The sequence below is a fragment of the Mycolicibacterium pallens genome (assembly GCF_019456675.1).
Lineage (GTDB): Bacteria > Actinomycetota > Actinomycetes > Mycobacteriales > Mycobacteriaceae > Mycobacterium > Mycobacterium crocinum.
In genome coordinates this window covers 3258570-3282756 of the sequence record NZ_CP080333.1, presented here as the reverse complement: position 1 = coordinate 3282756, position 24187 = coordinate 3258570, and the positions used below count along the sequence as shown (strand labels likewise).

At 69.3% G+C, this 24187-nt stretch carries 26 protein-coding genes; 13 read left to right on the top strand and 13 right to left on the bottom strand.

All coding sequences use genetic code 11. The features are described 5' to 3' along the window. The 7 genes from K0O64_RS16155 to K0O64_RS16125 all read right to left on the bottom strand — a co-directional run bounded on the left by K0O64_RS16155 (position 1) and on the right by K0O64_RS16125 (position 7830). Positions 1 to 918, bottom strand: coding sequence for a 3-methyladenine DNA glycosylase (locus K0O64_RS16155; protein ID WP_096311561.1), 918 nt, complete (start codon positions 916 to 918; stop codon positions 1 to 3). After that, on the bottom strand, positions 911 to 1966 hold the full coding sequence (locus tag K0O64_RS16150; RefSeq protein ID WP_071949793.1) for a hemolysin family protein: 1056 nt from the start codon (positions 1964 to 1966) through the stop codon (positions 911 to 913). The genes K0O64_RS16155 and K0O64_RS16150 overlap by 8 nt, the downstream gene beginning before the upstream one ends. Further along, positions 1966 to 3327, bottom strand: coding sequence for a hemolysin family protein (locus K0O64_RS16145; protein WP_096311560.1), 1362 nt, complete (start codon positions 3325 to 3327; stop codon positions 1966 to 1968). Before K0O64_RS16145 ends, K0O64_RS16150 begins: the two co-directional genes overlap by 1 nt. 186 nt (positions 3328 to 3513) lie before the next feature. Then, positions 3514 to 4950 carry a GuaB1 family IMP dehydrogenase-related protein gene (locus tag K0O64_RS16140; RefSeq protein WP_096311559.1) on the bottom strand — a complete coding sequence of 479 codons (1437 nt, stop codon included), beginning with the start codon at positions 4948 to 4950 and terminating at the stop codon, positions 3514 to 3516. A gap of 23 nt (positions 4951 to 4973) precedes the next feature. Further along, on the bottom strand, positions 4974 to 6428 hold the full coding sequence (gnd, locus tag K0O64_RS16135) for an NADP-dependent phosphogluconate dehydrogenase (protein WP_071944255.1): 1455 nt from the start codon (positions 6426 to 6428) through the stop codon (positions 4974 to 4976). Positions 6429 to 6472: 44 nt separating this feature from the next. Further along, a complete protein-coding gene (locus K0O64_RS16130) occupies positions 6473 to 7399 on the bottom strand; it encodes a M56 family metallopeptidase (RefSeq protein ID WP_096311558.1) in 927 nt (308 codons plus the stop codon). 14 nt (positions 7400 to 7413) lie between these two features. Continuing rightward, entirely contained in the window at positions 7414 to 7830 is a 417-nt protein-coding gene (locus tag K0O64_RS16125; protein ID WP_071944259.1) for a BlaI/MecI/CopY family transcriptional regulator, read from the bottom strand. 239 nt (positions 7831 to 8069) lie between these two features. Here K0O64_RS16125 and K0O64_RS16120 point away from each other — a divergent pair, with 239 nt between their 5' ends. From K0O64_RS16120 to K0O64_RS16085, 8 genes are all read left to right on the top strand, one after another. After that, entirely contained in the window at positions 8070 to 8789 is a 720-nt protein-coding gene (locus tag K0O64_RS16120; protein ID WP_096311557.1) for an iron reductase, read from the top strand. A gap of 169 nt (positions 8790 to 8958) precedes the next feature. Then, positions 8959 to 9378, top strand: a complete 420-nt coding sequence (locus K0O64_RS16115; protein ID WP_096311556.1) for a PaaI family thioesterase — start codon at positions 8959 to 8961, stop codon at positions 9376 to 9378. A 49-nt stretch (positions 9379 to 9427) separates the two neighbouring features. Then, positions 9428 to 9730, top strand: a complete 303-nt coding sequence (locus K0O64_RS16110) for an urease subunit gamma (RefSeq protein WP_071944265.1) — start codon at positions 9428 to 9430, stop codon at positions 9728 to 9730. A gap of 18 nt (positions 9731 to 9748) precedes the next feature. Next, a complete protein-coding gene (locus K0O64_RS16105) occupies positions 9749 to 10054 on the top strand; it encodes an urease subunit beta (protein ID WP_096311555.1) in 306 nt (101 codons plus the stop codon). A gap of 34 nt (positions 10055 to 10088) precedes the next feature. Next, positions 10089 to 11810, top strand: coding sequence for an urease subunit alpha (locus K0O64_RS16100; protein ID WP_096311554.1), 1722 nt, complete (start codon positions 10089 to 10091; stop codon positions 11808 to 11810). Further along, a complete protein-coding gene (locus K0O64_RS16095; RefSeq protein ID WP_096311553.1) occupies positions 11810 to 12445 on the top strand; it encodes an urease accessory protein UreF in 636 nt (211 codons plus the stop codon). Before K0O64_RS16100 ends, K0O64_RS16095 begins: the two co-directional genes overlap by 1 nt. A gap of 10 nt (positions 12446 to 12455) precedes the next feature. Then, complete coding sequence (gene ureG, locus K0O64_RS16090) at positions 12456 to 13136, top strand: urease accessory protein UreG (protein ID WP_096311552.1); 681 nt, start codon at positions 12456 to 12458, stop codon at positions 13134 to 13136. A gap of 6 nt (positions 13137 to 13142) precedes the next feature. Further along, positions 13143 to 13775 (top strand): urease accessory protein UreD, encoded by a 633-nt coding sequence (locus K0O64_RS16085; RefSeq protein WP_096311551.1) that lies wholly within the window; start codon positions 13143 to 13145, stop codon positions 13773 to 13775. On the opposite strand, the gene K0O64_RS16080 is transcribed toward K0O64_RS16085, so the two are convergent. The 5 genes from K0O64_RS16080 to K0O64_RS16060 all read right to left on the bottom strand — a co-directional run bounded on the left by K0O64_RS16080 (position 13766) and on the right by K0O64_RS16060 (position 18794). Beyond that, positions 13766 to 15079: a sensor histidine kinase gene (locus tag K0O64_RS16080; protein WP_096312875.1), complete on the bottom strand. Its 1314-nt coding sequence runs from the start codon at positions 15077 to 15079 to the stop codon at positions 13766 to 13768. The two genes, K0O64_RS16085 and K0O64_RS16080, sit on opposite strands and share 10 nt — an antisense overlap. Positions 15080 to 15191: 112 nt before the next feature. Further along, positions 15192 to 15557: a heme-binding protein gene (locus tag K0O64_RS16075; RefSeq protein ID WP_071944277.1), complete on the bottom strand. Its 366-nt coding sequence runs from the start codon at positions 15555 to 15557 to the stop codon at positions 15192 to 15194. 112 nt (positions 15558 to 15669) lie between these two features. Continuing rightward, positions 15670 to 17040, bottom strand: coding sequence for a type II NADH:quinone oxidoreductase Ndh (locus K0O64_RS16070; RefSeq protein ID WP_071944278.1), 1371 nt, complete (start codon positions 17038 to 17040; stop codon positions 15670 to 15672). Positions 17041 to 17148: 108 nt separating this feature from the next. Next, positions 17149 to 18078, bottom strand: coding sequence for an LLM class F420-dependent oxidoreductase (locus K0O64_RS16065; protein ID WP_096311550.1), 930 nt, complete (start codon positions 18076 to 18078; stop codon positions 17149 to 17151). 44 nt (positions 18079 to 18122) lie between these two features. Then, positions 18123 to 18794, bottom strand: a complete 672-nt coding sequence (locus K0O64_RS16060) for an SDR family oxidoreductase (RefSeq protein ID WP_071944282.1) — start codon at positions 18792 to 18794, stop codon at positions 18123 to 18125. Positions 18795 to 18910: 116 nt separating this feature from the next. On the opposite strand from K0O64_RS16060, the gene K0O64_RS16055 reads away from it, so the two are divergent. From K0O64_RS16055 to K0O64_RS16035, 5 genes are all read left to right on the top strand, one after another. Then, positions 18911 to 19726: an ABC transporter permease gene (locus K0O64_RS16055; RefSeq protein ID WP_164520082.1), complete on the top strand. Its 816-nt coding sequence runs from the start codon at positions 18911 to 18913 to the stop codon at positions 19724 to 19726. Next, entirely contained in the window at positions 19719 to 20801 is a 1083-nt protein-coding gene (locus tag K0O64_RS16050; protein ID WP_096311549.1) for a sulfate/molybdate ABC transporter ATP-binding protein, read from the top strand. The genes K0O64_RS16055 and K0O64_RS16050 overlap by 8 nt, the downstream gene beginning before the upstream one ends. 119 nt (positions 20802 to 20920) lie before the next feature. After that, the gene (locus tag K0O64_RS16045; RefSeq protein WP_096311548.1) at positions 20921 to 21913 is read left to right on the top strand and encodes an APA family fibronectin-binding glycoprotein; all 993 of its coding nucleotides are present in this window, start codon (positions 20921 to 20923) and stop codon (positions 21911 to 21913) included. Positions 21914 to 22015: 102 nt separating this feature from the next. After that, complete coding sequence (locus K0O64_RS16040) at positions 22016 to 22315, top strand: GlsB/YeaQ/YmgE family stress response membrane protein (RefSeq protein ID WP_071944288.1); 300 nt, start codon at positions 22016 to 22018, stop codon at positions 22313 to 22315. Positions 22316 to 22381: 66 nt separating this feature from the next. Next, entirely contained in the window at positions 22382 to 23404 is a 1023-nt protein-coding gene (locus tag K0O64_RS16035) for a zinc-binding alcohol dehydrogenase family protein (protein ID WP_096311547.1), read from the top strand. 7 nt (positions 23405 to 23411) lie between these two features. On the opposite strand, the gene K0O64_RS16030 is transcribed toward K0O64_RS16035, so the two are convergent. Continuing rightward, on the bottom strand, positions 23412 to 24176 hold the full coding sequence (locus K0O64_RS16030; RefSeq protein WP_096311546.1) for a CPBP family intramembrane glutamic endopeptidase: 765 nt from the start codon (positions 24174 to 24176) through the stop codon (positions 23412 to 23414). Positions 24177 to 24187: the final 11 nt, after the last annotated feature.

The window sequence follows — 24187 nt, the reverse complement described above, 5'->3', positions numbered from 1 at the left end:
TCAATTCATCTTACCCGCAGGTAGGAACCCCTCCGACACAGTGTCGTAGGCCACGTCCGCGCTCAACAACCGGTCACACCACCCCAGCAGCCGAGCACGCAACGGAGCTGCGCGCTCGGCTATAACTCCCTGGCACCGCACGTATTCCGCCCGCCCGGCGGGTTCCTCAACGGTGATGGGCTCAAACCCGAGGTCCGTCAGGTCATAGGGACTGGCCCGCATGTCGACCTCGCGGGCCTCGGCGGCCAGTTCCAGGCAGTCCACCAGTAACTCGGACGCGACCAGCGGACCGAGCTTGAAGCACCACTTGTACAGATCCATGTTCGCGTGCAGACAGCCCGGCTGCTCCCAGTCGCGCTGGGCGGCGCGGGTCGGTATCCCGCGGTTGCGCGGAGCGGCCGCGGCGGTGAAGAACCGGTAGGCGTCGAAGTGCGTGCAGCGCAACGGCATCGACTCGACCACCGCGTCGGTGCCTGCGCCGCCGAGTCGCAGCGGAACCGCGCCGTGGCGAACGGCGTCGGTGCGGTAGACCATCGCCCACTCGTGCATGCCGAAGCAGCCGAACTGCGGTGCGCGTGCCTCGGTGGCCCGCAGCAGATCGGCCACGAAAGCGACCGTGGACAGTCGCGTGCGCAGGAAGTCCGCGCTGACGGTCACGCCGTCGGGCGTTGCCTCGTAGCCGGCGCGGTCGAGGTATTCGGCGCCGGCCGGCCCGGCCAGCGCGGTGCCGTAGCCGGGGTGCCACACCCGCAGCTGGCGCGGCCGCAGGCTGTAGTAGGTGAACAGGAAATCCCACACCGGGTGAGCCTCACCGCGCCGAGCCCGCTCGCCATGCGGTCCGGTGAACGTCTCCACCCGGGTGCGGTGCGCGTGCGCCCGGGCCAGCCACTCGTCTTCGGCCAGCACGCCGTCAGGCACGGTGCATTCCGTCGCGCACGGTGCCGATCAAGTCCTCGACCAGGTCTTCGAGCGCGACCATCGCACACACCGACTGGTCGCCGTCGGTGACCAGCGCCAAATGGCTGTTGTCGCGGCGCAACTGCGACAGGGCGTCCGGCAGCGGCATGTTGGCGGGCACCCGGGGCAGCGGACGCACCACCGATCCGTCGACCACCGCGTCGCGCTCGTCGATCATGTCCAGGATGTCCTTGATGTGGACGAAGCCGACGAAGTCGCCGCGCGCATCGGTGACCGGGAATCGGGAGTAGCCCGTCTCGTTGAGCGCCTCTTCGATGGCACTGACCGTGGGCCCGCCGCCGGGGCGCGCGACCGGAACCGCGCGGATATCGCGCACCGGCACGGCCACGTCGTTGACCACCCGATTGCGGATCTGCAGCGCCCGGGTGAGCCGCATGTGCTCTTCGGGGTCCAGCAAGCCTTCGGACCGCGATTCGGCGATCATCTCCGCGAGCTCGACGGTGGAGACGGTGACGTCGAGTTCGTCCTTCACTTCGATGCCGAATGCGCGCAGCGTGGTGTTGGCCGCCCAGTTGTAGAACGCGATGAACGGCCGGGCGAAGCGCACGTAGACCAGATACACCGGCACGACGAGCATCGCCGTCTTCTCCGGGCCCGCGATCGCGATGTTCTTCGGCACCATCTCGCCGAGCAGCACGTGCAGCGTGACCACGATGCCCAGCGCCACCACGAACGACACCGTGTGCAGCACGGCGTCGGGCACGCCGACCAGATCGAACGGTTTCTCCAGCAGGTGCGCCACCGCCGGCTCGCCAACCCGGCCCAGCAGGATCGAACACACGGTGATGCCCAGCTGTGCACCGGCCAGCATCAGCGACAGCTGCTCGCCGGCGCGCAGCACCGTGACCGCGCTGCGCTTACCTTGTTCGGCAAGTGCTTCCAGCCGGTCGCGGCGGGCTGAGATCAGCGCGAACTCCGACCCAACGAAGAAGGCGTTGGCGGCCAGCAGCGCCACGGTCAGCAGCACGCCGAGAATGTCGCCGCCCATCAGCGCTCCCGCCCCTCGTCGCCGTGCGGGGCGATCTGGGTCAGCACGAGCTGGTCGATGCGGCGGCCGTCCATCGCGACGACGGTGGCCCGCCAGCGGACCGGTTCGTCGAAGAGCGCGTCGGGGTCGAAGGCTGACAGTTCCACGGATTCACCCGGCTCCGGGATGTGGCCCAGCGTCTCCAGCACCAGCCCGCCGATGGTCTCGTATTCGCCTTCCGGTGCGCGGAAGCCGGTCGCCTCGGCGACCTCGTCGATGCGCAGCAGCCCGGAGACCCGCCAGCCCTGTCCCGCCTTCTGGAAGTCGGGCGTGGAGTCGTCGTGCTCGTCGCGGACGTCGCCGACGATCTCTTCGATCAGGTCCTCCACGGTGACCATTCCCGCGGTGCCGCCGTATTCGTCGACGACCATCGCGGTCTGCAAGCCGTGGCCGCGCAGCTGGGTCATCAGCGCATCGCCGTCGAGGGAGGACGGCACCGTCGGCACCGGACTCGCCAGCGACACCAGCCGCGTGGTCGACCGCTCGGCGGCGGGCACCCCGAACACCTGCTTGACGTGCACGATGCCGATGGTTTCGTCCAGGTCGCCGCGAACGATCGGGAAGCGGGAGAAGCCGGTGCCTGCCGAGGCGGTCACCAGATCGGCGACGGTGTCGTCGGCGTCGAGCGCCTCGATCTCGGTGCGCGGCGTCATGAACTCTTCGGCGATGCGCGACCCGAACTGCAGCGAGCGGTTCACCAGTGCCGCGGTGGCTTCGTCGAGCGACCCGTGCTCGGCGGAGCTGCGGACCAGCGAGCCGAGTTCCTCGGGGGAGCGCGCCGACCGGAGTTCCTCGGCGGGCTCGATACCCATCCGCCTCAGGATCCAGTTGGCGGTGCCGTTGGTGAGGTTGATCGCCGGTGTCATTACCTTCGAGAACAGCAGCTGGAAACCGGCGGTGGCCCGCGCGGTCGGCACCGGACGGGCCACCGCGAGGTTCTTGGGCACCAGCTCGCCGAACACCATCGACAACGAGGTGGCGATCAGGATCGCCAGAACCAGTGCGATGCCGGGGACCGCCTTCTCCGGGATGTGCAGGAGATCAAGGACCGGGTCGAAAAGCCGCGCCAGCACCGGTTCGGCGAGGTAACCGGTGGCCAGAGTGGTGATCGAGATGCCGAGCTGGGCGCCGGACAGCTGGAAGGACAGCGTGCGGTGGGCGCGCTGCACAAAGTGGTCGCGGCGGTCACCGCTGCGGGCGTTCGCGTCGACCGTGCTGCGTTCCAGGGCGGTCAGCGAGAATTCGGCCGCGACGAACAGCGCCGTCCCGAACGTCAGCACGACGATCGCCAGCAGGCTCAGAACGGTGTACAGGACGCTCATGAGGGGGAGCCGGGCCGATTGCCCGGCCGACTAGTGGAAGGTTCGGCGTCGGCCTCGTCCGCGGGCCGCTCGGCCCGGGCAGCCCGATCCGCGGGGGCCTCGACGGGTGCCTGCGGCACGGGATCCCTTTCCTCGGTCAGAGCAGAACAAATCCCTATGGTAGCGGCAACCTCGACAGCGTCCGGCTCACCAGCCGGTGGGTAGCGGGTGCCCTTCGGCGAATCCGGCGGCCGACTGCACGCCCAGCACCACCCGTTCGTGCAACTCGGCGATGGTGGACGCCCCGACGTAGGTGCAGGTGCTGCGGACTCCGGAGGTGATGTGGTCGAGCAGGTCCTCGACCCCGCCGCGGTCGGGGTCCAACGCCATCCGCGAAGTGGAGATGCCCTCCTCGAACAGCGCCTTGCGGGCACGGTCGAAGGCGCTGTCGGCGGAGGTGCGGGCCGCCACCGCCCGCTTGGAGGCCATGCCGTAGCTCTCTTTGTAGGGCCTACCGTCGCGGTCGCGCATCAGGTCCCCGGGCGATTCGTAGGTGCCGGCGAACCAGGATCCGATCATCACGTTCGACGCGCCGGCGGCCAGGGCCAGTGCCACGTCGCGGGGATGACGAACGCCGCCGTCGGCCCAGACGTGGGCCCCGAGTTCCCGTGCGGCCGTTGAACATTCGAGTACCGCGGAGAACTGCGGGCGTCCGACGCCGGTCATCATCCGGGTCGTGCACATGGCGCCAGGGCCGACTCCGACCTTCACGATCGAGGCGCCCGCACCGATCAGGTCGCGTGTCCCCTCGGCGGAGACGACGTTGCCTGCCGCCAGCGGGACCCCGAGGTCCAACGACGACACCGCCTTGATCGCGTCGAGCATCTTGAGTTGGTGGCCGTGCGCGGTGTCGACCACCAGCACGTCCACGCCGACCTCGGCCAGCGCCTGCGCCTTGGCGGCCACGTCTCCGTTGATACCGACCGCGGCGGCGATCCGCAGCCGGCCTTTCCCGTCGACGGCGGGGGTGTAGATGCCTGCGCGAATAGCGCCGATGCGGGTCAGCACCCCGGCCAGTGCGCCGTCGGCGTCGGTCAGGACGGCCACGTCCACCGGCGCGTGCTCGAGCAGCTCGAACACCTGGCGTGGTTCGGTGTGCACGGGCGCGGTGACGAAGTCGGTGATCGCGATGTCACGCACCCGTGCGAACCGGTCGACCCCGGCGGTGGCGGCCTCGGTCACCAGGCCGATCGGCCGACCCTCGAACACGACCACGGCCACGCCGTGGGCGCGCTTGTGGATCAGCGCGACGGCGTCGGACACCGAGTCGTCGGGCGCCAGGACCACCGGGGTGTCGGCCACCAAGTCGCGGCTCTTGACGAACTCCACCGTCTGCTTGACCGCGTCGATCGGAAGGTCTTGCGGCAGAACCACAATGCCGCCGCGGCGGGCAACCGTCTCCGCCATCCGCCGCCCGGCCACCGCGGTCATATTGGCCACGACGACCGGGATCGTCGTGCCGGTGCCGTCCGAGGTCGACAGGTCGACGTCGAAGCGCGACGCGACGTCAGATCGGTTGGGGACGACGAAGACGTCGTCGTAGGTCAGGTCGTACGGAGGCCGCTGGCCATCGAGAAACTGCACGTACCTCAGGGTACCGCCAGTTCTCAGGCCTCGACTTCGGTGCGATCGCCGCTCCACAGCGTATGGAACCGCGCGGCCGGGTCGGCGTCGGTGCGGCCGTAGGTGTGCGCACCGAAGAAGTCGCGCAGGCCCTGGGTCAGCGCCGCAGGCAGCCGCTCGGTGCGCAACGCGTCGTAATACGACAGCGCCGAGGCGAACCCGGGGATCGGGATGCCCAGCTCGGTGGCCTTCACCACGACGCGACGCCAGCTGTCGATGCCAGCCTCGACGGCATCGCGGAAGTACGGCGCCGCGATCAGCGTGGCCAGGTCGGCGTTCTCGTCGAAAGCCTCGGTGATCCGGTTGAGGAACTTGGCCCGGATGATGCAGCCGCCGCGCCAGATTCGGGCCATGTCGCCGGGGGTGATGTTCCAGTTGTATTCGGCGCTGCCGGCCTGGATCTGGTTGAAGCCCTGCGCGTAGGCGATGATCTTCGATGCGTACAGCGCCTTGCTGACGTCGTCGATGAATTGCGCTGCGTCCGTGGGGCGTTCACCCAGATTGCCGGAGGCCAGGCCGGTGGTTGCCTTGCGCTGGGCGACCGACCCCGACAGCGCGCGGGCGAAGACCGCCTCGGCGATACCGGTCACCGGCACCCCGAGGTCCAGCGCCGACTTGACCGTCCAGCGGCCGGTGCCCTTCTGCTCGGCCTCGTCGAGGATGACGTCGACCAGCGGCTTGCCGGTCTTGGCGTCGGTCTGCTTGAGCACCTCGGCGGTGATCTCGATGAGGTAGCTGTCCAGGTCGCCGTTGTTCCATTCGGCGAAGATCTCGGCGATCTCCGGGGCGCTCTTGCCGAGCCCGTCACGCAGCAGCTGGTAGGCCTCGCCGATGAGCTGCATGTCGGAGTACTCGATGCCGTTGTGCACCATCTTGACGAAGTGGCCCGCGCCGTCCGGGCCGATGTGGGTGCAGCAGGGAACGCCGTCGACGTGTGCAGAGATCTCCTCGAGCAGCGGGCCGAGCGACTTGTAGGACTCGGCCGGGCCGCCCGGCATGATCGACGGTCCGTTCAGCGCACCTTCCTCACCGCCGGAAATGCCGGCGCCGACGAAGTGCAGACCGCGCTCGCGCACTGCCTTCTCCCGGCGGATGGTGTCGGTGTAGAGCGCGTTGCCGCCGTCGATGATGATGTCGCCGGGTTCGAAGACCTCACACAGCTCGTTGATCACCGCATCGGTGGGGTCGCCGGCCTTGACCATGATCAGCGCGCGACGGGGCCGCTCGAGCGCGGCGGCGAACTCGGCCATGGTCTCGGTGCGGACGAACTTGCCCTCCGACCCGTGCTCGGCGAGCACGGCATCGGTCTTGGACACCGAGCGATTGTGCAGTGCGACGGTGTAGCCGTGGTGGGCGAAGTTCCGCGCGATGTTGGAGCCCATCACCGCCATTCCGGTAACACCGATCTGTGCAGTGCCGTCCGTCTGCGGTGAGCTCATATCGCGCCTTTCAGTTGTGTGATTTTGTTGTGGCACAGTTGATTTCAGTACAGAAACAGCCGACGCAGCTCGGTCAGCCACGGCATCGCGACCGCGACCGTGGGCACCACCAGCACCGCGGCGGCCGCGGTGTAGGCCGCCAGCGCCAGCAGCAGGCTATTGGGCTCGCCCGCCAGCCGGCGCACCCGGATCAGCGTGGTGGGGCCGCCGCCGGCCAGGGCTCCCTTCGGCGTGCGTCCGGCGGCGCAGGCCACCAGGGCGCGGGCCAGGGGAGCGGGTCCCGCGGTGCGCACCGCGGCGTCGTCGGCGAGCATCTCCACGAGCAGCCGGACCGCATTGAGCGCGCTGCCGCTACGGACGAAGCGGGGGAAGGCGGTGTGCACGGCGATGAAGGCCTCGAGCACCAGATCGTGGCGCGCCCGCAGATGTGCCCGCTCATGGCTGAGGATCGCGGCGAGTTCGGTGTCGCTCAACGCCGATAGCGTGCCTTCGCTGAGCACGACCCGGCTGCGCACTCCGGGCAGGCAGTAGGCCAGCGGCTCGGATACGTGCAACACCCGCAGCCCGCTCATGCCGTGCCGGCAGTCACCGAGCAGATCGACGACCATCCGGTGGTGCGCCCGACGGCGCCGGGTGGCGACGGCGACCTGGACCACGGCAATCAACAGCCGGGCACCGATGAGCAGCGTGATCGCGAAGACCACCACATAGGCCGCCCACAGCGGCCAGCCCAGAACCGCGATCTCACTGGTGATCGTCGCGGTCGGGCGGCCGTCGGGTCCGGGGGCGAAAAGCCGGCTGGCGATCGCCAATCCCGCGCTGAATGCCGAGAGCACGGCGGCCACCGCGATCGACTGCCAGAGCACGATTGCGGCCCGCGGCGCACGCATCGGCCACGACGCTCGAGCCAGCAGCGCAGGCACCGGACCAACCAGCATCAAGGCGAGGAAGGTGAAGGCCAGCGCGGACACGCTGAAATTGTCCCTCAGGCGTTGGGCGTGCCGCCAGCGGGCCAGGTTGAACGGTGCTTGGACTCCAATTCCGCCAAGGCTCGGCGCAATGCGTCGGCCTCATCTACGCCCACCCGCTCGACAAAGTGCACCAGGGCGGCCTGCCGGCTGCCGGAGTCGGACGCCTGATCCAGCGCATCGACCATCAGTCCGGCGACCAGTTCGTCGCGGCCGTGGACCGGGGCGTACTGATGGGCCCGGTCATCGCGGATCTGGGACACCAGATTCTTGCGGGCGAGGCGCTGCAGAACGGTCATCACCGTGGTGTAGGCGAGGTCTCGTTCGGTACAGAGGGCCTCGTGGACCTGTCGAACCGTGAGCGGCTCACCAGCGGCCCACAAGTGGTCCATCACCGCGCGTTCCAGTTCGCCCAGACGAGTCAACTTGGCCATTTCCGTTCATCTCCGTAGGCAGTCAAATCAGAGTACTCCCGGTTACTACCGCGCGTCGTACCCAACGTGTCGATCAACTCCGCTCCTGCAGACCGTGTTCCCGCGGGACGGCCCCCACAAGCGTCTGTGCAGGCCACACGGCGAAAATCCGCCAACACTGTGACGGCACTCACAGGGCGCATGACTAACTGGCCGTCCTCTCTTATGGTTAGGCTTACCTAACCACATGAGGAGGTGCCGTGACCACAGCCGTGGTTGACCCGTTGATCGACGGAATGACCATCCGCCGGATCCTGCCGTTGCATGAATCCAGCCGCCGACTGCGCGATCTGAGCCCGGATTCGCCCCGGGTCCACGGAGTCGCCGTGATGGCCGACGTGTCCCGCCGCCGGTGGTGGCCGCTGGATTCGGTGACGTCGACGGGCCGGCTGGCGACCATGTTCGAAGCGGCAGCCGGCGAGCTCGATGACCGTCGCGCCGCCGCCCAGCAGTTGGCCGCCACGTTCACCCACGCGGTACTCGGCCGGGCCGTCACCCTGTTCGTCCTCGAGGGCCGGGCCTGGGACGCCGGGCCGGGGAACCTGTGGATGCATGTCGACTCCGAGGGGGCGATCGACTGGGCCGCCGTCGTGGATCCGATGCTGCGGGTGCTGCCGGACGATCCGGCGACCACCGACGTGGTCCGGCTGCCCAACGAGCTCGCCCTGGCCACCTGGACGGCACACCGCTGCCATCGCTCCCTGGAGCCGATCTTCGAGTCCCTGCATCACCTCAGCCGCGGCTCGCTTACCCCGGCGGCCATGTGGCAGATGGTCGGCTCGGCGGTGGTCATCACCGCAACCCAGGTGCCGATGCTCACCGGCAGCGGTGAACTCACCTGCATGCGTCGCGGCCAGGGGGTGCTCGACGCACTGACCGGCTTCGGCTTACCGGTGCGGGCGCTGCGGCGGGTGGGGTAGGTCTTGTAACTTAGGCAAGCCTTGCCTAGCCTGATGACACCAGACCATCGGACCGCGCCGGAGTTTCTGAGGGCTGCAGAAACCCCCGGTCCATGCCGAGGACGGGCCCCGTGCTCTGCGTGCGGGGCCCGTCCCTCGTCTCGGACCCGCTGGTGTAGACACTGAAGACGTGCAATCAGAACAGCCGTCGATCGAGCAGATCGCTTTCTCCGCCCCGTTCGACAACGAACTCGGGCTGACGTTCACCGAACTGACCGTCGATGGCGCCAAGGCCCAGCTGGAGGTGCAGCCCAAACTGCTGCAGCCGATGGGCATCGTCCACGGCGGGGTCTACTGCTCGATGATCGAGTCGATGGCCAGCACGTCGGCCTTCGTCTGGCTGGCCGCCAACGGCGGCGGCAACGTCGTTGGGGTCAACAACAACACCGACTTCCTGCGGGCGATCTCCGGCGGCACCGTGTACGGGGTCACCGAGCCGGTGCACCGCGGCCGTCGCCAGCAGCTGTGGCTGGTGACGATCCGCGACGACAAGGACCGGCTCATCGCTCGCGGTCAGGTGCGGCTGCAGAACCTCGAGCCCGAAGCGTAGGACCTCGCCGCCCTGCTGATCCCGTGCGAGCGTGGCAGGATCGCGCACTATGCAACTGACACCGCACGAGACCGACCGGTTGCTGCTGTCCTACGCCGCCGACCTGGCCCGCCGCAGGCAGGCTCGCGGGCTCAAGCTCAACTATCCCGAGACCGTCGCGATCATCACCGACCACGTCCTGGAGGGCGCGCGCGACGGTCGCACCGTCGCGGAGTTGATGGTCACCGGCCGCGAGGTGCTCTCGCGCGACGAGGTCATGGAGGGCGTGCCCGAGATGCTGCACGACGTGCAGGTCGAGGCCACCTTCCCGGACGGCACCAAGCTGGTCACCGTCCACCACCCGATCCCGTGAATCCCTGGAGAGGACAGCATGATTCCCGGTGAAGTCTTCCTCGGTGACGGTGACATCGAGATCAACGCCGGCGCGGCGCGTGTCGAGCTGGAGATCGTCAACACCGGGGACCGGCCGGTGCAGGTGGGCAGCCACGTGCATCTGCCGCAGGCCAATGCGGCGCTGTCGTTCGACCGGGCGGCCGCGTACGGGCACCGGTTCGACATTCCCGCGGGGACCGCGGTGCGCTTCGAACCCGGTGTGCCGCAACGAGTCTCCCTCGTGCCGCTGGAAGGTCGACGCGAGGTACACGGGCTGAGCCTGAATCCACCGGGAAAGTTGTGACGCCGATGAGCGCTTGCGTGAAGAGAGTAGACCGATGACGTCGCTGTCGCGGGCGCGCTACGCCGCACTGTTCGGGCCCACCGCCGGTGACCGGATCCGGCTTGCCGACACCGATCTGATCGTCGAGATCACCGAGGACCGCAGCGGCGGCCCCGGCCTGGCCGGCAACGAAGCGGTGTTCGGTGGCGGCAAGGTGCTGCGCGAATCGATGGGGCAAGGCCGGGCCACCCGCGCCGACGGCGCCCCCGACACCGTGATCACCGGCGCGGTTATCATCGATTACTGGGGAATCATCAAGGCCGACATCGGTATTCGCGACGGCAGCATCGTCGCGATCGGCAAGGCCGGCAACCCAGACATCATGTCGGGTGTGCACCCCGACCTGGTCGTGGGTCCGTCGACGGAGATCATCGCAGGCAACGGGCGCATCGTCACCGCCGGCGCGATCGACTGTCACGTGCACCTGATCTGTCCGCAGATCATGGCGGAGGCCATCGGCGGCGGCATCACCACGATCGTGGCCGGCGGAACCGGTCCGGCCGAGGGATCCAAGGCCACCACCGTCACGCCGGGCGCCTGGCATCTGGCCCGCATGCTGGAGTCGCTCGACCACTGGCCGCTGAACATCGCGCTGCTGGGCAAGGGAAACACCGTCAACCCTGACGCGATGTGGGAGCAATTGCGTTCCGGTGCAGCGGGTTTCAAGCTGCACGAGGACTGGGGGACCACCCCGGCGGCGATCGACGCGTGCCTGACGGTCGCGGAGGCGGCCGGGGTTCAGGTGAACATCCACACCGACACCCTCAACGAGGCAGGCTTCGTCGAAGACACCCTGGCCGCGATCAAGGGCCGCAACATCCACGCGTATCACACCGAGGGTGCCGGCGGCGGGCACGCGCCGGACATCATCACGGTGGCGGCGGAGTCCTATGTCCTGCCCAGTTCCACCAACCCGACCCGGCCGCACACCGTCAACACTCTCGACGAGCATCTCGACATGCTGATGGTGTGCCATCACCTGAACCCCAGCGTGCCTGAGGATCTGGCGTTCGCGGAGAGTCGCATCCGCCCGTCGACCATCGCCGCCGAGGACCTGCTGCACGACATCGGGGCCATCTCGATGATCGGCAGCGACGCCCAGGCGATGGGCCGCATCGGCGAGGTGGTGCTACGCACGTGGCAGACCGCGCATGTGATGAAGCGCCGCCGCGGAGCCTTGGAAGGCGACGGCGCGGCGGACAACAACCGGGTGCGCCGCTACATCGCGAAGTACACGATCTGCCCGGCCGTCGCCCACGGGCTCGATCGCGAGATCGGGTCCGTCGAAGTCGGCAAGCTGGCCGACCTCGTGCTGTGGGAGCCGGCGTTCTTCGGTGTGCGCCCGCACGCGGTGCTCAAGGGGGGCATGATCGCCTGGGCCGCGATGGGCGACGCCAACGCCTCCATCCCGACCCCGCAGCCGGTTCTGCCGCGCCCGATGTTCGGCGCCGCACCCGCCGCCGCGGCCGCCACCTCCGTGCACTTCGTCGCTCCGCAGGCCATCGAGGACGGACTGGCCGACCGGATCGCGGTCACCCGCCAACTGGTGCCGGTCGGAAACGTCCGCGCCATCGGCAAGGCGCAGATGCCGCTCAACGACGCCCAGCCTCGCATCGAGGTCGACCCCGACACGTTCACCGTGCGGATCGACGGCGAGGTGTGGGCCGAACAACCCGCCACCGAACTGCCGATGGCGCAACGGTATTTCTTGTTCTGATGGCGTCGCTTTCCACCCTGCTGACCCTGGCCGATTCGCGCCTTCCCACCGGCGGCCACGTGCATTCCGGTGGGGTGGAGGAGGCGGTGACCAGCCGGCTGGTCGTCGACCTCGGCACGCTGGAGGCCTATCTGCGCCGCCGGATCCGCACCAGCGGGTTGGTGACGGCGTCGGTCGCCGCCGCTGTCCACCGCGGTGACCTGGCGCCTGCCCATGCCGATGCCGAAACCGACGCCCGCACACCGTCTCCCGCCGCCCGCCAGGCGTCGCGCGCGCAGGGCCGCGGGTTGCTGCGCCTGGCCCGCCGGGTATGGCCGGATGCCGATTGGGATTCCCTCGGACCCCGGCCGCATCTCGCGGTGACCGCAGGGCGGGTCGGTGTGGTCAGCGGGCTGGCGCCCGAACAAACCGCACTGTCGCTGGTGTACACCACGATGACCGGCACTGCCACCGCCGCACAGCGGCTGCTGGCCCTGGATCCCGCGGATGTCGCGGCGCTGACCTTCGGCTTGGCGCAGCTGTGCGAAGACACCGCCGAGGTGGCCGCGCGCGACCTGGCCGACCTGTCCGATCCGCTGCTCGACGAACTCGCGCAGCGACACGCCGAGCGCGAACGCCCCCTGTTCGCTTCCTGAAAGAAGTTGTATGCCTCCACATTTCATTGACGGTCAGCCGCACGAACATCCCGACCGGCCCAAGCGAACCCGCCAGCCGGGCGAGCCGTTGCGGATCGGGGTCGGCGGCCCGGTCGGGTCGGGTAAGACCGCTCTGGTGGCCGCGCTGTGCCGCCAGCTGCGCGACGAACTGTCGCTGGCAGTGCTGACCAACGACATCTACACCACCGAGGATGCCGACTTCCTGCGCCGCCACGCGGTGCTGCCCGACGACCGGATCGCCGCCGTCCAGACCGGCGGCTGCCCGCACACCGCGATTCGCGACGACATCACCGCCAACCTCGACGCCATCGACGATTTGATCGCCGGGCATGACGATCTCGACCTGATCCTGGTGGAATCGGGTGGGGACAACCTGACCGCGACGTTCTCCTCCGGCCTGATCGACGTACAGATCTTCGTCGTCGACGTGGCCGGCGGCGACAAGGTGCCGCGCAAGGGCGGCCCCGGCGTGACGTTCTCGGATCTGTTGGTGGTCAACAAGACCGACCTGGCGCCGCTGGTCGGTGCCGACCTCGACGTGATGCGCCGCGACGCCGCCAAGGTACGCGAGGGCCGCCCGACGGTGCTGATCTCGCTGACCGAGGATCCGGCGGCATCGCCGGTCCTGGCCTGGGTGCGCGAGCAGCTGCGCGTCAACGAACCCGCCTGAGCCGCAATGCGTTCGGATGTCATGGTGGTGGCGCAGCCCGGCCGGCTGCCCCGGATCGAGTGTCGCGGGGCGCTGGCCGCACGGCACACCGAACCCGACACCGTGCATTTGGTGTCGGCGGCCGCGACACCGCTGGGCGGGGACACCATCGCAATCCGGATCATCGTGGAACCCGGAGCGCGACTGCGGTTGCGCAGTGCCGCCGCGACCGTCGCGCTGCCCGGCGCGGCCACCACCGACTCGCACGCCTGCTGGCACATCGAGGCCGCCGGTGAACTCGACCTCGACCCCGAACCGACGATCGTCGCCGCCGATGCCCTGCACTCCAGCGAGATGACGGTCTGCTTGGACGATGTGGCCCTGCTGCGGATCCGGGAGCGGGTACAGATCGGCAGAACCGGTGAGCGCGAGGGGTTTTGGAGCGGTGCGATGCGTGCCGACGTGGCCGGCGCGCCGCTGCTGCGGCACCGGGTGGAGCTGGGGCGAGCGTCGGTGGCCGACGATGCGCTGGGCGCTCCGCTGGCCTGCGTGAGCGAACTGCGCTACCCCGAACCGGCCGCCGATGCTGCGGGGGTCACCCTGAAGCTGGCCGGCGGCGGCAGCCTCTCGACCTGGCAGGGTGCCCGCCTCTACTCGTGACGACCGGCGAGGGTCAGCACCAGCCGGGCACCGCCCAGGGGGCTGCTGGTCAATGATGCTGTGCCGCCGTGCAATTCAGCCTGCTGGGCCACCAGCGCCAGGCCAAGGCCGGACCCGGACCGGGATGCGGTGGAGCCGCGGGAGAACCGCTCGAACACCGCGGCCCGCTCGTCTTCGGGCACCCCGCTGCCGTTGTCGTCGATGGTGATCTGCACACCGGCGGCCGAACTGGACACCGACAGCTGGACTTCGGTGGCGGCGCCGTGCTTGACGGCGTTGGCGATCGCGTTGTCGATCACCAGCCGCAGGCCCACCGGCAGCCCGACCATCAGCACCGCGGGGGACGGCACCAGCGACACCTTCAAGTCGCGGTAGATGCGTTCGGCGTCGTGCGCGGCACGGTCGAGTAGTTCGGTGACGTCGAACGGCACGAAGTCGTCGGCCGTGGTCAGCTCGCCCTGGGCCAGCCGTTCCAGCGCGGTGAGCGTGGCCTCGATGCGGCTCTGGGTGCGGATGACGTCGCCGATCACCTCGTTGCGCTGTTCGGGCGCGAGGTCCAGCGTGGAGAGCACCTCGAGGTTGGTGCGCATGGCGGTCAGCGGGGTGCGCAGTTCGTGTGAGGCGACGGCCGCGAAGTCGCGGGCGGACTCCAGCGCGGCCTTGGTGCGGCCTTGCTCGTCACCGATGCGGGCCAGCATGCCTTCGACGGCCTCGGCGATCTCGACCGCCTCCTTGACGCCGCGCACCTGTACCTCGTCGGGGTTGGACTGGGCGTTGATGGCGCGGGCCTGCTGCGCCAGCAGCCGGAACGGGTTGATCATGATCAGCGAGATCAGCCAGCCCACCACCACGGTGCCTGCGATGACACCGGCGCAGATCAGCAGCACGCGCAGGTGCAGTTCGGCGATCCGGCGCTGGGTTTCGGCCAGCGGTGCGCCCAGGGCGATCGTGGCCCCACCGACCGAGAAGGTCCGTACCCGGTACTCGACGCCGTCGATCGTGGTGTTGGCGTAGCCGTTCTCCAGCTGGGGCAGCACGACCTCGGGCGGTACCGACATCGCCATCGCGCCGACCCGGATGGTGCGCACCAGGTTTCCGTCGGGGGTGGGTGTGCCGACTCCGCCGGGCTTCGCGGTCGTCAGCAGCGAGCCGACGTCGCCGAGGCTGCTCACCGAGTCCAGCCGGCGGTCCAGCTGGCTGTACTGGTCATTGGTGACGCCCAGCCACACCCAGGTGCCCAGGGTCAGTACCAGGATGACGACCGACAGCGCGGCGACGATCACGATCGTGCGCAGCGAGAGCATGCGGGTAGGCAGCCGCTGCAGCACGCGGTAGACGATCTCGTCGGGCTTCACGACCACGCCGACCACCTTAGGGCGCGGCGTGCGACGGGCGTGGGAGCGCGCCGGGGCGCGGCTAGATCACTCCGGGTGCCAGCGGGCGCTGCGGGAGACCGCAGCGGCTGCGGAAGTCGGTCGACGGCTGGCGAATGCCATCCAGGTCGGCGCGGATTCCCGGGTTGGCGTCCAGGTACTGCTGCGTCTGAGCCTTGACCTGAGCCTTCGGCAGACCCTGCAGCCCGGTGAAGAACGCGTTGACATCCGGATGCGTGAACAGATAGTTCGACATCGCCGCCGACACCCCCGACATGATGCCGGTCATGTCCGCGGTGGTGCAGTTGGGCGGCGGGTCGGCTACGGCCGGGCCCGCCACGCTGAGCAACACCGCGCCGGCGCCGATCGCTGCCGCAGCCGCGCGACGCACAGAACGATTGAATGTCATCGAGCCCCCTCGTAGTCAGACGGTCTTCGCCGATCATGCTAGGGCAGCCGGTGGGTGGACGCGCTGATTTCGCCTGCGCTCACGGGCGATTCCCAGTAAGCCCAGGCGGACGTCAGCTGGCGGCTTTCTCGTCCTCGACCGTCGCCGCGATCTCCTCGAGTTGCTCGATTCGGGTCCTGGCGTAGGCCTGCTGCTCGGTGATCGTCAGCTGACCACGGTGGCTGCCGATGAACGTGCTGATCCACGACAGCGAGGTGGTCAGGCGCGCCTTGAACCCGACCAGGTAGATCAGGTGCAGGAACAGCCACGCCAGCCAGGCGATGTACCCGCCGAATTCGATCTTGCCGATCTTGGCCACCGCCGAGTAGCGCGACACCGTGGCCATCGAGCCCTTGTCGAAGTACTGGAACGGCTCGCGCGTGGCGGGGTCGGCGCCCTTCAGCTCGGCCTTGACCAGCTTGGCGGCGTACTTGGCGCCCTGGATGGCGCCCTGTGCCATACCGGGGACACCCTCGACGAAGGCCATATCGCCGATCACGAACACGTTCGGGTTGCCCGGAACGGTGAGGTCGGGCAGGACCTTCACCCGGCCGGCGCGGTCGATCTCGGCGCCCGACTGGTCGGCGATGATCTTGCCCAGCGGGCTGGCCGACACACCGGCCGACCAGACCTTGGTGGCGCACTCGATGCGGTCGAGGCTGCCGTCGCCGCGCTTGACGGTGATGCCGTTGCGGTCGACGTCGGTGACCATCGCGCCCAGCTGGATCTCGACGCCCAGCTTCTCCAGCCGGTCGGCGGCCTTCTTGCCGAGCTTCTCGCCCATGGGCGGCAGCACGGACGGGGCGGCGTCGAGCAGGATCACCCGCGCGCGGGTGGAGTCGATGTGCCGGAACGCTCCCTTGAGGGTGTGGTCGGCCAGTTCGGCGATCTGTCCGGCCATCTCGACACCGGTCGGGCCGGCGCCGACGACGACGAACGTCAGCAGCTTCTCCCGGCGCACCGGGTCGCTCGACCGCTCGGCCTGCTCGAAGGCGCCCAGGATGCGGCCGCGGAGTTCCAGCGCGTCGTCGATGGTCTTCATGCCGGGCGCCCACTCGGCGAAGTGGTCGTTACCGAAGTAGGACTGCCCGGCGCCGGCGGCCACGATCAACGTGTCGTACGGGGTCCGGTAGGTGTGGCCCAGCAGGATCGAGTCGACGGTCTTGTTGGCCAGGTCCACGTTGGTGACCTCGCCCAGCAGAACCTGGCAGTTCTTCTGGTCGCGCAGCACCACGCGGGTCGGCGGGGCGATCTCGCCCTCGGAGATGATGCCGGTCGCCACCTGGTACAGCAGCGGCTGGAACAGGTGGTGGGTGGTCTTGGCGATCATCTTGATGTCGACGTCGGCTCGCTTGAGCTGCTTGGCGGCGTTCAGGCCGCCAAATCCCGATCCGATGATGACGACCTTGTGCTTATCCGATGGAGTGGCACCGGGGTGGGTCATTTCTGCTCCTCAACGACATGCACAGGACACTTACTACGGTAGTCGCCCGGGCAACCGGTTTCGCGCCGGTACCCGGGCCGATCAGGTGATGTAGGCCACGCCTTGGGGCTACCCGCCCAGCAGCGGTCGTAAGACCTCCGCGACGGCGGTGATCCGGCCCGGGTGGTAACCGTCGAGGTGGGTGACCGGACTGAGGATGACGCCGTCCACGCCGGCGTCGAGCACCTTGGTCTTGATCTGGTCGGCGATCTGGTCGGCGGATCCCCACACCGCGCGCTGCCGGACGTCGTCGGGGATGAAGTCTTCGGTGATGTTGTCGTCGATCAGGCCGAAGACCAGCATGCTGGTCTCGAGCGTGGCGGGGTCGCGACCGATCTTCTCGCACGCCTCGTTGACGACCTGGATCTTGCGGGGCAGCTCGTCGAAGCCGGCGATGACATTGAGGTGGTCGAAGTGCTTGGCGGCCAACGGGATTGTCTTCTTCTCGCCGCTGCCGCCGATCATCAGCGGGATGTGGTCGCGGAAGCGGGGGATCGCGAACGCCTCATTGGTCCGGTAGTACTTCCCGCTCACGGTGACGCGCTCGCCGCGCAGCATCGGCAGGATGATCTCCAGCGCCTCGTCGAGCTTGTTGAACCGGTCGGTGAAGGTGCCGAACTCGTAGCCCAGTGAGTCGTGTTCGAGTTCGAACCAGCCGGTGCCGATGCCGAGGATCGCGCGGCCCTGGCTGATCACGTCCAGCGTGGTGATCGCCTTGGCCAGCAGCGTGGGATTGCGATAGGTGTTGCCGGTGACCAGCGTGCCCAACTGCACCCGCTGCGTGGCGTTGGCCAGCGCGCCCAGGGCGGTGTAGGCCTCCAGCATCGGCTCCTCGGGCTTGCCGAGGTTGGGCAGCTGATAGAAGTGGTCCATCACGAAGACGGCGTCCGCGCCGGCCGCTTCGGCCTCCTGGGCCTGCGCGATGACCGTGGGGAACAGCTCCGGAACGCCGGTTCCGTAGGAGAAGTTGGGGATCTGAATTCCGAGTCGAATCGTCACGGATTCGACGTTAGCCCCCGCCGGCGAACTGCGGGTTAACCCCGTCAGCCGAAGTTGGCGAGCGCGCCCCGGCCGACGTGCACCGTCTGGCCGGTGATGTGCCGGGCCGCCGGGGTGGTCAGGAACAGCGCCAGGCGCGCGATCTCCGCAGCCACCGACGGTGGCGTGGTGGACAGCCCGTCGTACGACGGCTCGGCGCTGCGGCCACAGGCCACGGTGTTGACGGTGATTCCGCGGGTTCCGAAGTAATCCGCTTGTCCCGCAGTCCAATTCGACAGTGCAGCCTTGACCGCGGCGTCGGCGCCGCCGTCGCGCGGGTTTTCCGGGACGACGGTCACGATCGACCCACCCGAGCGCAGGTGATCACCGATGTTCTGCACCAGCAGCACTGCCGAGAGCACGCTGGCGTCCAGCGCGGTCCGCCAGGCCTTCGCGGTATCGCTCAGCGTGTAGGCGCGGGGGTCGCCGCCGACCCAGGCCGGCGCGGGTACGTGCACGATGGTGTCCAGGTGATGCGGGAACTGGCTGCGCAGGTCGCCCAGAGTCTCGGCATCGGTGGTGTCGCACACGATGGCGTCGACGTCGAGCTCCTTGGCGGCCACCTCGAGGTCGTCGCGGCGGGCCCCGCTGATGACGACCTTGTGGCCTGCGTCGCGGAAACCTTCCGCAATCGTGCGACCCAGTTCGGTGTCACCTCCGGTGACCAGCACGTCCATCGCCTTCAACCTCCTCGTTGGATTGGAGGAAATGTTACTGGACGGTAGCTAAAGAGGCCAATGCCGCGCCGACACGATCCGGACACGGCACGGTGTTTCGCCCTAGGGTGTGTCGGGTGAAGCGCAGCCGGGCGCACCGCACGCAGCCCCCGCTGCCCCGGTGGGTGTACGTGCCCGCGGCGCTGGGCGCGGCGTTCGTGGTGCTGCCCCTGGCGGCGATGGCGGTCAAGGTCGACTGGACGCATTTCTGGTCCCTGATCAGCAGCGCAGCGTCCCAGGCCGCGCTCCTGCTGAGCCTGCGCACCGCGGCGGCCAGCACGGCGATGTGCCTGATCGTGGGTGTGCCGATGGCCCTGGTGCTGGCCCGCAACGACGGCCGCATCGTGCGGGCGCTGCGCCCGCTGATCCTGCTGCCGCTGGTCTTGCCGCCGGTGGTCGGCGGTATCGCCCTGCTGTACGCGTTCGGCCGGCTCGGCCTGCTCGGCAGCTATCTGGAGGCGGCCGGCATCCAGATCGCGTTCACCACCACCGCGGTGGTGCTGGCGCAGACGTTCGTCTCGCTGCCGTTCCTGGTGATCGCGCTGGAAGGTGCGGCGCGCACCGCGGGGGCCGAGTACGACGTCGTGGCGGCGACGCTGGGGGCTAGGCCGGCGACCGTGTGGTGGCGGGTGACGTTGCCGCTGCTGACCCCGGGCCTGGTGTCGGGCGCAGTGCTGGCCTTCGCACGGTCGCTGGGGGAGTTCGGGGCCACGCTGACCTTCGCCGGATCGCGGCAGGGCGTCACCAGGACACTGCCGCTGGAGATCTACCTGCAACGCGAGAGCGACGCCGACGCGGCGGTCGCGCTGTCGCTGCTGCTGGTCGTCGTGGCCGCGGTGGTGGTGCTGGGTCTCGGGGCGCGACGGCTGTCCGGCTGGACCGGCAATGGCTGAGCTGCAGTTCGCCGCCGCGGTGGCCGAACGCTCCTACGAGGTGGCCTTCGAGGTCGCGGCGGGAGAGGTGCTGGCCATCCTCGGGCCTAACGGCGCGGGCAAGTCCACCACGCTGCACGTGATTGCCGGTCTGCTGCAACCGGATTCGGGCATGGTCCGGGTCGGCGGGCGAACGCTGACCGACACAGCGGACGGTATCTCGGTGGCCACCCACGACCGTCGCGTCGGCCTGCTGCTGCAGGACCCGCTGCTCTTCCCGCATCTGAGTGTGCAGGCCAACGTCGAGTTCGCGCCGCGCAGTCGCGGAGCGGGGCGTGCGGCGGCCCGCCGCAGTGCCGCGAGCTGGCTGGCCGAGGTGGGACTGACCGAGCTGGCCGATCGCAAACCGGACCAGCTCTCCGGCGGGCAGGCCCAGCGGGCCGCGATCGCGCGGGCACTGGCCGCCGAGCCGGAGGTGCTGCTGCTCGACGAGCCACTGTCCGGTCTCGACGTCGCGGTGGCCGCCTCGGTGCGGGCGCTGCTGCGCCGGGTGTCGTCGCAGTCGGGCCGGGCGACCGTTCTGATCACCCACGATCTGCTCGACGTGCTGACGCTGGCCGACCGGGTGATGGTGCTCGACGACGGACGCGTCGCCGAGGTCGGCGCGGTCGGCGAGGTCCTGGCCGCGCCGCGCAGCATGTTCGGCGCTCGCATCGCCGGGGTGAATGTCGTCCGGGGCGAGGCGGCCGGTCCGGAGGCCCTGCGGGCCGCCGACGGAGCCCTATGGCACGGCCGCCACGATGTGGAACCGCAGGAGGCGGGCGCGCTCGTCGCGGTGTTCTCGCCGGCCGCGGTCGCGGTGTACCGCGAGCTGCCGCACGGCAGCCCGCGCAACAGCGTCCAGATCCGCGTCGCGGAGCTGGACGCCGACGGCGCGCGGGTGCGGGTGCGCGGCCAGGAGCAGGCCGACGGCGCGCCCGGACTGGCCGCCGACATCACCGCGGAGTCCGCGGCGGGCTTGCGGCTGGCAGCCGGGGACGACGTGTGGTTCACAGTCAAGGCCCAGGAAGTCGCCCTGCACCCGGCGGCCCGCTGACGAGCCCGCGGCGACCTGCGTCGATGGCCGATTTTGTAAGCTCGCAACAGCGTTACACCGCGCCACATCGTGAGCAGGCCACACTTGCGTCACGGCTGTAACACGGTAGGTTCATCGCCATGACGCAGCCGGACTCGATTTCGCGACGGCCGGGCCTGTGGACGGCGTTCGCGGTCACCGCGGTGACCGCCGCCACCGCCGTCACGATCGCCCTGCCGTCGACGTCTGCCGTCGCGGATCCCGCGACGCCGACACCCACGACGGCGGCCCCGGCCGCCCCGCCGCCGGCCGCGCCGCCGGCCACCGATCCCAACGCCCCGGCGGTGCCGCCCCCGCCGCCGGCGGATCCGAATGCGCCGCCGGTCGCTCCGCCGCCGGCGGACCCGAACGCCCCGCCGGCCGACCCGAACGCCGCGCCGCCGCCTCCTGCGCCGCTGGAGCCGGGCCGCATCCCGAACACCTCCGGTGGCTTCAGCTACCTGCTGCCCGCGGGCTGGGTGGTTTCCGACGCGTCGCGGCTGAACTACGGCCAGGCGCTGCTGAGTAAGACCACCGCGCCTGCCGAGAACGGTCAGCCCGCCCCGACCGCCAACGACACCAGCGTCATCCTCGGCCGACTGGACCTGAAGCTGTTCGCCGGCGCCGAGCAGGACAACAGCAAGGCCGCGATCCGGCTGGCGTCGGACATGGGCGAGTTCTTCATGCCGTTCCCCGGCGTGCGGATCAACCAGCAGAGCGGGGCGTTGCAGGCCGGTGACATGCCGGGCTACTTCTCGTCCTACGAGGTGAAGTTCACCGACACCACCAAGCCCAACGGCCAGATCTGGGCGGGCGTCGTCGGCACCGCCGTCCCGAACGCGCCGCGCGATCAGCGCAACCAGCGCTGGTTCGTGGTGTGGCTGGGCACCGCCAAGGATCCGATCGATCCGGCCGCCGCCAAGGCGCTGGCCGAGTCGATCCGGCCGTACACCGCGCCGCCTGCGCCGGTGGCCGATCCCAATGCGCCGGTGGCAGACCCGAACGCGCCGCCGCCCGCCGCGGGTGGCCGGATCCCGCTCGGTGTCCCCGTCCCGGTGGAGACCCCGGTCCCGGGAATGACGCCCGGCCAATAGCCGATCGTGGCCGTTTGAGCAGGCCAATCGTTATCTGCCAGGCGTATACCGAAGGGATGGCGGCCAGCATCGGCGCTGGCCGGCGACCTGTAGGAGACCGTCATGGACATGGTGGCAGCGACTGAATTTCTCGCCCGTTCGACGACGCTGACCAGTGTCGGCTGGATCGGCTACATCATCATCGGCGCGCTTGCCGGCTGGATCGCCGGCAAGATCGTCAAGGGCGGCGGTTCCGGCATCCTGATGAACATCCTGATCGGGATCGTCGGTGCGCTCATCGGTGGATTCCTGCTGAGCTTCTTCCTCGATACCGCCGCAGGCGGGTGGTGGTTCACCTTGTTCACCGCGATCCTCGGCTCGGTGATCCTGCTCTGGATCGTGGGGATGGTCCGGCGCACCTGACCCCCGTTGCGCAGGCGATGGCCCGGCTGAGCCGACAACCTCAGCCGGGCGTTGCACGATAGGGAGATGGCGACCTCACCCACCACGATGCGCGCTTGGCGAGTACGCAGGCCCGGACCGATGCGCAGCGACCCACTGGAGTGGGACAGCGCCGCCCCGATCCCGCAGCCGGGGCCCGGCGAACTGTTGGTGGCGGTACTGGCCTGCGGTGTCTGTCGCACCGACCTGCACGTCACCGAAGGCGACCTGGCCGTGCACCGCCCGCACGTCACGCCCGGCCATGAGGTGGTCGGTGAGGTCGTCGGGATCGGGCCCGGCGTCGAGGACTTCGCCACCGGCGACCGGGTCGGGATTGCCTGGCTGCGCCACACCTGCGGACAGTGCCAGTACTGCCTGCGCGGCGCGGAGAACCTGTGCCCGAACTCCCGCTACACCGGCTGGGACGCCGATGGGGGATATGCCGATTTCGCCACCGTCCCAGCTGATTTCGCGCACCGGCTGCCCGCCGGATACTCCGACAGCGAGCTGGCGCCGCTGCTGTGCGCCGGAATCATCGGCTACCGGTCGCTGGTGCGGGCCGAGCTGCCGCCCGGCGGCCGGTTGGGGTTGTACGGATTCGGCGGCAGCGCGCACATCACCGCCCAGGTCGCCCTGGCGCAGGGCGCCGAAATCCATGTCATGACGCGCGGCGCCGACGCGCAGGAACTCGCGCTGAGCCTGGGTGCGGCCTCGGCGCAGGGAGCCGCCGACCCGCCGCCTGTCCCGCTGGACGCGGCGATCATGTTCGCTCCGGTCGGCGACCTCGTGCTGCCGGCCCTGGAGGCCCTCGATCGCGGCGGCACGCTGGCGATCGCGGGGATCCACCTCAGCGACATCCCGACGCTGAACTATCAGCGCCATCTGTTCCAGGAGCGCCAGGTCCGATCGGTGTCGTCGAACACCCGCGCCGACGCCCGCGAGTTCCTGGCCTTCGCGGGCCGTCACCGCATCGAGGTCACCACACCGGAGTATCCGCTCGACCACGCCGATCAGGCGTTGACCGACCTCGTCGAGGGCCGGATCGCCGGTGCGGCGGTGCTGCTGCCGTAGCCGGCGCTCAGGTGGACAGGTGCCAGACCAGGGCGGCGGCCAGCGCACCGAGGCCGTTGAGTGACCAGTGCAGCGCGATCGGTGCGATCAGGCTGCCGCTGCGTCTCCGCAGCCAGGTGAACACGAAACCGGCGGCGCCGGTGGCCAGGACCGCCATCACGACCCCGGCGAGCATGCCGAGGAAGCCCCCGCCGAACAGCCGGGTGAAGCCGACATTGCTGCTGGTCAGGCCCAGTGAGGTGGCGACGTGCCACAGTCCGAACAGTAAGGATCCTGCCGCGGCAACGCCCCGGAAACCCCAGGCGCGATCCAGCGCGCCGTGCAGGACGCCACGAAACGCCAGCTCCTCGGGAATGACGGTCTGCAGCGGGATGATAATCATGGAGGCGAGCAGCGCGCCGGACAGCGTCGCATAGTGGTTGTTCAAAAACATCGGCCGGGTCCACGGCAGCAGGGCGCCAACCGCGATCACGGTCAGCACCAGTAGCACCGCGCCGAGCGCATAGAGGGCGCCGGACTTCCAGTGTTCGCGTCCCAATCCCAGCTCAGCCCAACCCAATCCGCGGGAACGCACCAGCATCAGCAAGCCGACCGCGGCGGCGGGCACCACCGCGACGTTGGCCCACGGCGTGGTGAAGTGGGCGAGCAGGTTGGTCATCGCGAGCACGACGACAACGACGCCGATGTCGACGTAGATGCGGAAGTGGTGCAGGGCAGCCAGCTGCGACACATGCGGATGCGGATGGGCGGCGACTGCGGCGTGCTCGGACATAACGGCGTCAA